Here is an 8,907-nt window from a genome sequence, read left to right on the forward strand (position 1 = left end):
CGCAACACCGATGCCGAAGGATGTCGACGCGTCGAAGCACCGCCGACGCGGTTACTACCCGGTCGAGGTCCTTTCGGCTGTCCCTGCGCGCCGGACACCCCGACTTCCAGGAACCCGGGTTCCGTCCGCCTACCCTGGCTTCATGGCTAAGGTTCTATATTCGGCGACGGCGTCACTCGACGGCTACATCGCCGGCCCCGGCGGCGACATGTCGTGGCTGACCGACCACCTGGGCGGCGAAAACCCGACGGCGGAGCGCCTACTCAACAGCGTCGGCGCGATCCTGGCCGGCAACGGCACATTCGGCGGCGACGACCCCAACCGTGGCACCGACAGCGAAGGCGCGTTCGGCGGCCAGTACCACGGGCCGGTGTTCGTCCTCACCCACCGGCCACCGGCCGAGCCACCCGCGGACGTCACGTTCGTCGGTGACCTGCACACCGCCGTCGCCCAGGCCAAGGAGGCCGCCGGGGACAGGTACGTCAACATCCTCGGCGCCAACGTCGCCAAGCAGTGCGTCGAGGCCGGGCTGCTCGACGAGGTCCTCATGTTCTTCGCCCCGGTACTGCTCGGCGACGGGGTGCGGATGTTCGACCACCCCGGCGGCACCAAAGTGCGGTTGGAGTCGCTGCCCGGCGAGACCGAGCACTGGTACCGCGTCGTCTACTGAGCCCGCGTACCGATGGGGTGAGCCACATGGAACACGTCGACGACCCGGAGCGAGTCTTCAGCCTGCGCATGACCACCTGGCAGTGGCGCCACCTGGATGGCGCGGTCGACAGCGCGGTCAGCATTGCGGCAGAGAGCGACGATCCTCACCAGGTCGTGCAGACAGGGTCAGGCATCCGCGAAGCAGGATGGGACCAGATCGCGCACTGGACCCCTGGCGTCGCCGGCTCCGGTAACTGGCCGACCGACGACGAGGAAGTCGCCATCAAGCTGTCGCGCAGACAATGGGGGTTGGCCGCCCAGTGCGCCGTGCACTGGGCCGCTGTCGCCAGCGGCGTGGGCCACGAACAGGAGGCGGCCGTGCTGCGCTCTGTCCACGCACTCGTGGTCGACGGACTCCGTGCGGAATCAGCCCGACCGGCGGGGTGAGTCGACGCCGACCTGGGGTGGGTCGACGCCGACTCGGGCGGGTGACTTCCTCAGCTTCAGTGGGCCTGACGCCGGCTCGGCGGGTGGCGTCCCCGGTTGGGTGGATCGAGGCCGGGTCGGGGAGGGCTGCCGAAGTCCGCCGAGAGTGACGAACGACGGCTGCTCAGCTGGCCGAAGGCCGTCGGCCCGATCGCCCGGCCGGCCGGCTCTGCCCTACCTGTAGTTGTTGAACTGGAGGGCGACGCCGAAGTCCTCGCCCTTGAGCAGCGAGATGACCGCCTGGAGATCGTCCCTCTTCTTGCCGGTGACCCGCAGCTGGTCGCCCTGGATCTGCGCCTGCACGCCCTTCGGGCCCTCGTCGCGGATCTTCTTGCTGATCGCCTTGGCCTTGTCCGTCTCGATGCCCTGGATCACCTTGCAGTCGATCTTGAAGATCTTGCCCGATGGGCGCGGATCCCCAGCATCCAGCGACTTCAGCGAGATGTTCCGCTTGACGAGCTTCTCCTTGAACACGTCGAGTGCGGCGCGGACGCGCTCCTCGGTCTCCGCCTGAAGGCCGATCGCCTCCTCGCCAGACCAGGAGATCTCAGCGCCGGTGCCGCGGAAGTCGAACCGCGTCGCAAGCTCCTTCTCCGCCTGCCGAAGGGCGTTGTCGACCTCCTGACGGTCAACCTTGCTCACGATGTCGAACGACGGGTTCGCTGCCATGTTTCTGCTCCTGCTGTCCGGCGGTCTGGGCCTGCCGTCGGCCGCCGACCAGCGGCACGACCCCCTGACCGTACCCGGTTGCGTAGGTGCCGGGGGGAGCCGCTATCCTTGCTTCCGCCGCCGCGTTACGACGCGGTGGGGTGCCCTGGCGGGTTGCCCGAGCGGCCAATGGGAGCGGACTGTAAATCCGTCGCGAAAGCTTCAGAGGTTCGAATCCTCTACCCGCCACCAGGTGCAGACACGGCCCCTGACCAGCAGAGATGCTGATCGGGGGCCGTTGTCGTTGTCTCGTCGCCAACTGCTTTGACGGCGAGGACGCCATGAACGGCAAGGTCTGCTGTGCACTCGATGAGCGCCCTCCTTTCAGCTGCCGATCTTGGCCGTGGTGTCGCCGACGAGGTGGCGAGCTTCGGTGATGGCGTCGCGTCGACGTCCGCTGTCGTTGTGCTGGTCTACGGGTGCCCGTCATAGGCGGCGTCAACGTAGTCGTTGCGTTGGTTGGCGAGATGCCGGCGAGGATCGCGAGGGTCGGACCTTCCACACCCGCTATCAGGCGGTCGCCTGCGGCCGAGATCGCGTCGGCCGCCGTGCTCGGTCTGACGCTCCACGGGGCTGCGGGTCATGTTCCGGGCGTTGCGGTGATCCTGTCGGTGGGTCTGCCGCCAGGTTGGCGCTCGAGCTCATGGCGGATTTGACCTACGTCAGAACACGCTCTATCTGCTGTCATCGATGCCAAGTGCGATGTTAGCTGCGCATCCGCTGCTCGTGGTCAGCGCCCATGTCGCTCTCCGCCCACTGAAATGAACCCGACGAAGGGCTGGCGGGATGGCGAGGAGCCGGTATGGTGGTCGATGGCCGGATGGAGGCGCGAGTTTGTCGCGGGCTGTTGAGGTGTTGCTGAGGGTGACCGCCAAGCCGGATGTGGTGAGTGTCTACAGCTGGACCCGAATTGCGTTGAAGGTCGTATTCAACGCTGCGTGAAGCGGTGAACCACCCCGCAAGCTTGTGATCTGGTCCAGTGCGTTGGGGGCGGTAGGCCGAACGGCGGGAAGTAACAGACGGTGGGGCCAGTCGGGCGACCACCACTTCTCTGGCTGCCCGCGCTGTGGCACGATCGTGGAACCTCCATCAACGCTGTACATCTCCCGACAGGAGCGATCATGTCTGGTCGAAGGCTAGGCCGACTCGGTGGGTCTCTCCTCCTTGTTCTCGCTGCCGCCGCCATCGTCGCCTTCCCCGCCGGCCTCTTCGACAGCAGTGCCAGCGGAGCTCAGGCCATCGATCTCATCTGGACTGTCGTTCCGGAGAACACTGTCTTCGGCAGTGGTCGCTGACTGGTTCAGCTCACCCCCACTCAAGAGCGGTAACTGCAGGCGCCGTAGGGAGCGGTATGGCTCCGCGTAATCGATCGCGACGCCGTTCGGCGGATCGTGCCTGGTTCATCACCGCGCCGCTGGTGTTCTTCGCAGCGATCTGTTCCATGGTCACGGGGCTGGTGTCGTCCCAGCCCTTCGGTGAATGGCTTCTCGCGCTCCTGTTGTTGGTCGCCATGGCCGCTGTGGGCATGCCGGTCCTCAACTTTGTCGTCCGGCGGCAGTCGTTCGGCATGACCCTGACCGAGATTCCGCTGGTGCTGGCGCTCTTCTTGCTGCCACCGCTGACCGTCGTCGCCATCTACACGGTGGCCTCCATGCTCACGCAGACGCGGCACCGGTTCGCGCCCGTCAAGTTCTGGTTCAACGTGGCCAAGGCGGCCGCTGGGACCTCGCTCGCCGTACTCCTCCTTCAGGCGCTACCGCCCTCGAAGGAGGTGGACGACCCCGGCACCTGGCTGAGTCTTTTCGCGGCCGTAACCGCTGTGATCCTTGTCAGCCTTGCGGGCATCGTCGGCGTGCACACCCTTCTCCAGGGCTGGCAGGCGGGACGGGACTCTCTCCGCACCGCACGCCCCGCCCTGCTCACTGCGGCGATCAACGTCTCGCTCGGACTGATCATCCTGATCGCCGTCACGACCACCTGGTGGTCGTTGGTGCTGCTTGTCGCACTCGGTGTGGCACTGGTCCTGGTCTACCGCTCCTACGCGGAGTTCTTCCGGCAACACCGGACGCTGGCCGCTCTGTACGACCTGACCCGCGCAATCGGGGAGCGCGGCCAGGACGGGACGCTCGTCGATGCTCTACTAGGGCGGGTCCGGGCCCTGATGCAGGCCGAGTACGCGACTCTGTGGCTGCCCGCCCTGGGCCGTCACCCCGAAGTGTTACTCACCGCCAGGGTCGACGATTCGGGTCTGCTGGACGTCGTACGGACGCCGGCTTCCCTTCGCCAGCGAGCCGCGGGTGAGGGGCGGACCGTCGCGGTGGGGCGCGCCTTCGACGACGAGTCGAACGAGCGCCAGGCCCTGAGTCGCGGCAAGATCAAGGACGTCATCGTTGTGCCGCTCCGGTCCGGTCAGGCGGTCATCGGCACCTTGGAGGTCGCCAACCGGCTCAGCGACGTCGGTCATTTCACCCGTGGCGACATCCCCATCTTCGAGACCGTGGCGGCACACGCAGCCGTGGCCCTGGAGAATTCGCGGCTGGTCGATCGGCTCCGGCACGACGCGCACCACGACACGTTGACCCGACTGCCCAACCGGCGGCGGATCACCGGGGCGCTGGACGAGTCGGTAAAGATCCGCGCACCGGGCGAGGTGGTGGCGCTGCTGCTCTTCGACGTCGACGGGCTGCGCCAGGTCAACGAGTCCCTGGGGCACGCGGCCGGAGACAAGGTCCTCATCGAGGTCGCCAATCGGTTGCGGGCCAGCGCGCCGTCGTCGGCTCTGGTTGGTCGTGCCGGCGGGGACGAGTTCCTGGTGACGCTGCGGTTGGAGAGCGCTGAGGCAGCGCTCGAGTTGGCCGCCCAACTGCGCGACCAGATCCGCGACGAGATGGTCTTCGACGCGCTCACCCTCGACGTGGACACTGCCGTCGGGGTGGCCGTACACCCGGACCACGGCAGCGACGCGGCGACCCTGCTGCTTCGGGTCGACCTCGCCGCCACCGCAGCCAAGTCGGTGCCGGGCAGCGCGCAGCTGTTCAATCCCGCGCTGGAGTCCCGTTCACTGCGCCGGTTGGGTCTGGCCGGCGATCTGCGCCGCGCACTGGATCAGGACGAGCTGGAGGTCTACTTCCAGCCCAAGGTGACTCTGCGGGACCGGCGCCTGGTGGGTGTGGAGTGTCTGGCCCGCTGGGAGCACCCGGCGCACGGCACTGTCGCGCCCGAGGACTTCGTGGCGGTGGCCGAGCACACCGGCCAGTTGAGCCGGCTCACCGAGGTGGTGCTCCGGGAGGGCCTTCGGCGCAGTCGAGATTGGGCGCTGGCCGACCAGCCGCTGCCGATCGCGGTCAACCTCTCGGCTCGTACGCTCATCGACCAGCACTTCCCGGACCGGGTCCAGGAGTTGTTGACCGAGTACAAGGTGCCGGCGCAGCGTCTCACCCTGGAGATCACCGAGTCGGGGGTGCTGGACGGCACGGACCGACCCATCCCCACTCTGCAACGACTGCGGGATCTCGGCGTACGGCTGTCGGTGGACGACTTTGGCACTGGTGACTCGTCTCTGGCGCACCTGCGTCGGCTGCCGGTGCACGAGGTGAAGGTGGACCGTTCCTTCGTGCAGGGCATGGCGACCGACCCGGGGGACCTGGCGATCGTCAACGCGGTGGTCACCCTCTCCCAGCAGTTCGGCCTGGCGGTGGTGGCCGAGGGGGTGGAGAGCGAGCTGACCCTGGAGCTTCTCCAGGACATCGGTTGCGAGATCGGGCAGGGCTTCCTGTTCAGCCGGCCGCTGCCGTACGAGCGGCTGGCCGCCTGGTTCGGCGCCCAGGTGGAGCCGGAGACAGCCTCGAACGGAGAGCTGCCGCGCCTGCGTGTTGTGCCCTGAACAGGGCGCGGACGATCACCGGGGATCCGATTTCACCTGTCGAGCCGGGCCGTGTACTCTTACTCCTGCGCGCCCCACGGGGAGATCGCGCAGGCCCCCTTAGCTCAGTCGGCAGAGCGTCTCCATGGTAAGGAGAAGGTCTACGGTTCGATTCCGTAAGGGGGCTCGAGGGTTCAGCTGGACCCATCGCAGCGGTGTAGCTCAGATGGTAGAGCAAGCGGCTCATAATCGCTGTGTCGCCGGTTCAAGTCCGGCCACCGCTACTCTCGTCTTCCGGGCTCGTTGCCGGTGGTCGTAAGAATGGGCGCTTCTGGCGCCCACTTTGCATGTCCGCGCTGTCAGCGTCTAGGCTGGCGCGTCGTAGTTGTTTCCGTTAGCGAGGAAGGCACTCCGCCGTGGCGAAGGCTACCGATGTCCGGCCGAAGATCACTTTGGCGTGTGTGGAGTGCAAGGAGCGCAACTACATCACGCGCAAGAACCGGCGCAACGACCCCGACCGCATCGAGCTGAAGAAGTTCTGCCCGCGTGACGGTCGGCACACGGTCCACCGCGAGACCCGCTGACCGCTGGCCGGCCTCAGGGCCGGCCGTTGTCGAAGCTTTCCGATCGCCGACCTGACCGGTTTGGTGCGGCTCCGCCGCCGCCTACCGATCAGGTCGGCGATTGGGCTTTCCGTGTAGGTTCGCGGCATGCCTCTGGACCCTTCCTTCGTCGGCCGGACGTATCCGCCGACCGCCCCCTACCAGGTGGGCCGAGAAAAGATCCGCGAGTTCGCCAGCGCCGTCGGCGCCACCGACCCGGCCCACCACGACCCGGAGGCCGCGCGGGCGCTGGGCCACCCTGACGTGGTGGCCCCGCCGACCTTTCCGGTGATCGTGACGATGGCCGCGAGCAGCCAGATCATCGAGGACCCGGCCCTGGGTGTCGACTACAGCCGCCTGGTGCACGGCGACCAGCGGTTCGCGTACACCCGGCCGGTGGTCGCCGGCGACGAGCTGGTCTGCACCAACACCATCGAGGACGTCAGCACCAGGGGTGGGCACGGCTTCCTGACCACGCGCACCGACGTGAGCACCGTCGGCGGGGAACCAGTGGTCGCGGTCTGGGCCAGGTATGTCATTCGCGGGGAGGCGTGAGATGGAGTTGCCAGCACAGACGTTTCGGGTGACCCGCGCGGACCTGGTCCGCTACGCCGGCGCCTCGGGCGACTTCAACCCGATCCACTGGAGCGACCGGGTCGCCACCAAGGTGGGCCTGCCCGGGGTGATCGCCCACGGCATGTTCACGATGGCGCTGGTCGGGCGGGCGGTCACCGAGTGGGCCGGGTCGCCGGACGCGGTGGTCGAGTACGGCGTGCGTTTCACCCGGCCGGTGGTGGTCCCCGACGATGACCAGGGGACCGAGATCGAGGTGACCGCGCGGGTCCGCGAGGTGACCGAGGACGGTCTCACCCGGCTCGAGGTGACCGCCACCTGCCTGGGTGAGAAGGTGCTGTCGCAGGCGCGGGCAACCATCCGGACGGCACGCTGAGCGGAGCCCGCCACGCGTGGCGGAGAGACCGGTTGGGAAAGTCGGGCGGCTACCCGTACACTGGTCCGCCGTGGGGCAAGTGACCCCTGCTCGGTCGTCTGTGGCCGCGTGGGGCGAGTGTTGCCACATAGGGGTGTAGCTCAATTGGCAGAGCAGCGGTCTCCAAAACCGCAGGCTGCAGGTTCAAGTCCTGTCACCCCTGCGCCTCAGGCCTGACCGTTCCCGTGGGTCGCGCCGCCACTTGGCGGCGTCCGGCCCGTGGTGGTGGCATCGGCGGGGTGGCTCCGAGGCAATCGGGGCCCTCCGGGTGATCCACCGGCCGCGGCCCGTCGCGGGACGGTTGGGTCCGGCCGGCGTGACCAGCGCCGCGTACGCCACTCGGCGTGCGACCCCAGATTCCGCGACGGAGGGCGAAGTGGCCGACAACAAGCGGCGCGACGACGACGGCGACGATCGTCTGGACGACGAGGTCGTCGACGACGTGGCCGACGACGACGCCTCCGGCGCGGACGAGCCGGTTTCCCGGGGAGGCACCGCCACGCGGTCCCGTGCCCGGGCGGAGTCGGCAGACAGCCGGCCGACCACGCGGTCGGAAACGGGTCGGGTGGGCGTCTTCGGCCGCATCGCCCGGTTCTTCCGCGAGGTCGTAGCTGAACTGCGTAAGGTCATCTGGCCGACCCGCAAGGAGTTGCTGACTTACACCGCCGTGGTGGTGGCGTTCGTCGCGGTGATGCTGACGATCGTGGGTGTGCTGGACTTCGGCTTCGCCAAGGTCGTGTTGTTTGTCTTTGGCAACTCGGACTGACCGGCTGCCTCCAGCCATAGTGACGGAAGTGAGCGAGCGTGCCTGAGTACGACGAGACCGCCGGACCGGTGGACGAGCAGTCCACGGTCGCGACGGCGGCTGGTGACGAGTCGGTTGAGGCCGCCAGCGAGCCGGAGTTCCCTACGACCGAGCCCGCCCCGGACGAGGACTACGACCCCGTCGCGGAGCTGAGGCAGAAGCTGCGCTACGCGCCGGGTGACTGGTACGTGGTGCACTCGTACGCCGGCTACGAGAACAAGGTCAAGACCAACCTCGAGACCCGGATCACGAGTCTCGACATGGAGGACTTCATCTACCAGGTCGAGGTGCCGACCCGGGAAGAGGTCGAGGTCAAGAACGGTAAGCGTTCGCAGATCCAGGCCAAGGTCTTCCCGGGTTACATCCTGGTTCGGATGGAGTTGACCGCCGAGTCCTACTCCTGTGTCCGGAACACCCCGGGTGTGACCGGCTTCGTCGGCGCGACCGACCGGGCCGACCGGCCTGCTCCGCTCTCGCTCGACGAGGTGCTGAAGTGGCTGGCGCCGGCTGTCGAGACCGAGCAGAAGAAGTCGAAGCCGGAGATCAAGGTTCTCGACTTCGAGGTGGGCGACTCCGTCACCGTCACCGACGGCGCGTTCGCATCGCTGCCGGCCACGATCAGCGAGATCAACGCCGACCAGCAGAAGCTCAAGGTGCTGGTGTCGATCTTCGGTCGTGAGACTCCGGTGGAGCTCAACTTCAACCAGGTCGCCAAGATCTGATTGGTCGTCGGCGGCGGGCCACCCCGAGTTCGTGCCACCGGCCTGGCTCGACCCCGAACAGGTCCCCCGCCGCAACCACTACC

At 67.6% G+C, this 8,907-nt stretch carries 10 protein-coding genes and 4 tRNA genes; 13 read left to right on the forward strand and 1 reads right to left on the reverse strand.

Going from position 1 to position 8,907, the window contains the following annotated elements; genetic code table 11:
* Nucleotides 1–142 precede the first annotated feature (142 nt).
* Nucleotides 143–670, forward strand: a complete 528-nt coding sequence (locus AB0C20_RS32935; RefSeq protein WP_357191227.1) for a dihydrofolate reductase family protein — start codon at nt 143–145, stop codon at nt 668–670.
* Between the two features lie 26 nt (nt 671–696).
* Nucleotides 697–1,098: a hypothetical protein gene (locus AB0C20_RS32940; protein ID WP_357191229.1), complete on the forward strand. Its 402-nt coding sequence runs from the start codon at nt 697–699 to the stop codon at nt 1,096–1,098.
* A 213-nt stretch (nt 1,099–1,311) separates the two neighbouring features.
* On the opposite strand, the gene AB0C20_RS32945 is transcribed toward AB0C20_RS32940, so the two are convergent.
* On the reverse strand, nt 1,312–1,806 hold the full coding sequence (locus AB0C20_RS32945) for a YajQ family cyclic di-GMP-binding protein (RefSeq protein ID WP_328420594.1): 495 nt from the start codon (nt 1,804–1,806) through the stop codon (nt 1,312–1,314).
* A gap of 147 nt (nt 1,807–1,953) precedes the next feature.
* On the opposite strand from AB0C20_RS32945, the gene AB0C20_RS32950 reads away from it, so the two are divergent.
* The 11 genes from AB0C20_RS32950 to nusG all read left to right on the forward strand — a co-directional run bounded on the left by AB0C20_RS32950 (nt 1,954) and on the right by nusG (nt 8,824).
* Nucleotides 1,954–2,037: transfer RNA gene (locus AB0C20_RS32950), tRNA-Tyr, on the forward strand.
* 929 nt (nt 2,038–2,966) lie between these two features.
* Entirely contained in the window at nt 2,967–3,140 is a 174-nt protein-coding gene (locus AB0C20_RS32955) for a hypothetical protein (protein WP_238689123.1), read from the forward strand.
* A gap of 56 nt (nt 3,141–3,196) precedes the next feature.
* Nucleotides 3,197–5,728: an EAL domain-containing protein gene (locus AB0C20_RS32960; protein WP_357191232.1), complete on the forward strand. Its 2,532-nt coding sequence runs from the start codon at nt 3,197–3,199 to the stop codon at nt 5,726–5,728.
* Between the two features lie 93 nt (nt 5,729–5,821).
* Nucleotides 5,822–5,894, forward strand: a tRNA-Thr gene (locus AB0C20_RS32965).
* Between the two features lie 24 nt (nt 5,895–5,918).
* Nucleotides 5,919–5,991, forward strand: a tRNA-Met gene (locus AB0C20_RS32970).
* 132 nt (nt 5,992–6,123) lie between these two features.
* Nucleotides 6,124–6,291 (forward strand): 50S ribosomal protein L33, encoded by a 168-nt coding sequence (rpmG, locus tag AB0C20_RS32975; RefSeq protein ID WP_007073056.1) that lies wholly within the window; start codon nt 6,124–6,126, stop codon nt 6,289–6,291.
* Nucleotides 6,292–6,417: 126 nt separating this feature from the next.
* Nucleotides 6,418–6,864 (forward strand): MaoC family dehydratase N-terminal domain-containing protein, encoded by a 447-nt coding sequence (locus AB0C20_RS32980; protein ID WP_357191235.1) that lies wholly within the window; start codon nt 6,418–6,420, stop codon nt 6,862–6,864.
* A 1-nt stretch (nt 6,865) separates the two neighbouring features.
* Nucleotides 6,866–7,258, forward strand: a complete 393-nt coding sequence (locus AB0C20_RS32985) for a MaoC family dehydratase (protein WP_355580507.1) — start codon at nt 6,866–6,868, stop codon at nt 7,256–7,258.
* Between the two features lie 129 nt (nt 7,259–7,387).
* A tRNA-Trp gene (locus AB0C20_RS32990) sits at nt 7,388–7,460 on the forward strand.
* Between the two features lie 213 nt (nt 7,461–7,673).
* On the forward strand, nt 7,674–8,063 hold the full coding sequence (secE, locus tag AB0C20_RS32995; protein WP_091403530.1) for a preprotein translocase subunit SecE: 390 nt from the start codon (nt 7,674–7,676) through the stop codon (nt 8,061–8,063).
* 38 nt (nt 8,064–8,101) lie between these two features.
* Nucleotides 8,102–8,824: a transcription termination/antitermination protein NusG gene (gene nusG, locus AB0C20_RS33000; protein WP_238667527.1), complete on the forward strand. Its 723-nt coding sequence runs from the start codon at nt 8,102–8,104 to the stop codon at nt 8,822–8,824.
* The last annotated feature ends 83 nt before the right edge of the window (nt 8,825–8,907 follow it).

It is taken from the genome of Micromonospora sp. NPDC048843, assembly GCF_040649965.1.
GTDB lineage: Bacteria > Actinomycetota > Actinomycetes > Mycobacteriales > Micromonosporaceae > Micromonospora > Micromonospora hortensis.

What these genes read in the sequence shown, in the direction of transcription:
- AB0C20_RS32935 (WP_357191227.1), top strand. Translation starts at nt 143, where the DNA reads ATGGCTAAGGTTCTATATTCGGCGACGGCGTCACTCGACGGCTACATC.
- AB0C20_RS32940 (WP_357191229.1), top strand. Translation starts at nt 697, where the DNA reads ATGGAACACGTCGACGACCCGGAGCGAGTCTTCAGCCTGCGCATGACC.
- AB0C20_RS32945 (WP_328420594.1), bottom strand. Translation starts at nt 1,806, where the DNA reads ATGGCAGCGAACCCGTCGTTCGACATCGTGAGCAAGGTTGACCGTCAG.
- AB0C20_RS32955 (WP_238689123.1), top strand. Translation starts at nt 2,967, where the DNA reads ATGTCTGGTCGAAGGCTAGGCCGACTCGGTGGGTCTCTCCTCCTTGTT.
- AB0C20_RS32960 (WP_357191232.1), top strand. Translation starts at nt 3,197, where the DNA reads ATGGCTCCGCGTAATCGATCGCGACGCCGTTCGGCGGATCGTGCCTGG.
- AB0C20_RS32980 (WP_357191235.1), top strand. Translation starts at nt 6,418, where the DNA reads ATGCCTCTGGACCCTTCCTTCGTCGGCCGGACGTATCCGCCGACCGCC.
- AB0C20_RS32985 (WP_355580507.1), top strand. Translation starts at nt 6,866, where the DNA reads ATGGAGTTGCCAGCACAGACGTTTCGGGTGACCCGCGCGGACCTGGTC.